This is a genomic window from Dietzia sp. HMSC21D01 (assembly GCF_001815995.1).
GTDB classification, from domain to species: domain Bacteria; phylum Actinomycetota; class Actinomycetes; order Mycobacteriales; family Mycobacteriaceae; genus Dietzia; species Dietzia cinnamea.
Genome location: NZ_KV823754.1, coordinates 1 through 1,246, shown reverse-complemented (window position 1 = coordinate 1,246; position 1,246 = coordinate 1). Strand labels below are relative to the sequence as shown.

Here is a 1,246-nt window from a genome sequence, read left to right as displayed (position 1 = left end):
CCCACGGTGTGCCGGTGCGCCGCCCGGCGCGCTGCCTCCCCGTGCACCGTGACCGCCTCGACCGCCGGCCGCGCCGGAGATCCGTGCACCGCCCTGCCGCTCGCGAGCAACGCGCCCACGATCCCGGCCAACACATCTCCCGAACCGGCCGTCGCGGCCCACGAGGAACCGGAGTCCACCGCGAACGTCGTCTCGCCGTCGTCGACCAGGGTGACACGCCCCTTGAGCAGCACCGTCGCCTCGATCCCACGGTCCCGCAGACCCGCGACGTACCGGCGCAGCGCGCCGGGGCGGTCGCCGCGGTCCCACCCGCCGGTGAGCCGGTCGAACTCGCCGGCGTGCGGGGTGAGCAGCACCGGAGCGGTGGCGCTCCGCAGCAGGACCGGATGGGCGGCCACACAGGTGAGGGCATCCGCGTCGAGCACCGTCGGTCGCCCCTCCGCGAGGGCCGCGTCGACGTCCGCGACCGCGTCCGGCCCCGTCCCACCGCCGGGCCCCACGATCCACGCCTGGGCACGCCCCGCGTCGGCGACCGTCGGGTGGCACACCACCTCGGGGCGGGCGGCGAGCACCGCGTCCGCCCCCGACCCCACGTACCGCACCAACCCGGACGTGGCCGCCACCGCCGCCGACACGCACAACACCGCCGCGCCCGGATACCGCTCGGACCCGGCGCGCACCGCGACCACGCCCTGCGTGTACTTGTCGTCGTCGGGCCCCGGCACCGGCCAGTGGCGCCCCACCTCGGCGGGGTCCGGGCACCGCACGGCCGCCGGCCCGGCCGGCGGTTCGGTCAGGCCGATGTCCACCAGCTCGACGCTGCCGCACTCCGGCGAGGCGAGCAGGTGCGCGCGGCGCAGCATCCCGAAGGTGACGGTAAGCGTCGCCCGCACGTGCGGCTCGTGGACAGTTCCCGTGTCGGCGTCGATCCCGCTGGGCAGGTCCACCGCCACCCACGGCACGCCGGCCGCGACCATGCCCTCGACGATCCGCGCCGCCTGGTCGCGCAGCGGTCCCCTACCGTTCAGACCCACCACGCCGTCGACGGCGACATCGGGAACGGGTACGTCGGAGCCCCCGGCCTCCGCGCCGCGCACCCGCCCGCCGGCGCGACGCAGGGCGGCGAGACCGCGTTCGTGCACCCGGTCCGGGCTCAGCAGAACGGCCTCCACGCGACACCCGCGGCCCCGGAGGATCGAGCCCGCGTACAGGGCGTCCCCGCCGTTGTCGCCGCTCCCCACCAGGA

At 77.1% G+C, this 1,246-nt stretch carries 1 protein-coding gene; it reads right to left on the bottom strand.

What is annotated here, in order from left to right; genetic code table 11:
* Nucleotides 1–1,246 (bottom strand): bifunctional ADP-dependent NAD(P)H-hydrate dehydratase/NAD(P)H-hydrate epimerase (locus tag HMPREF3086_RS03175; RefSeq protein ID WP_070720147.1); only part of this gene is annotated, 1,246 nt, incomplete at both ends.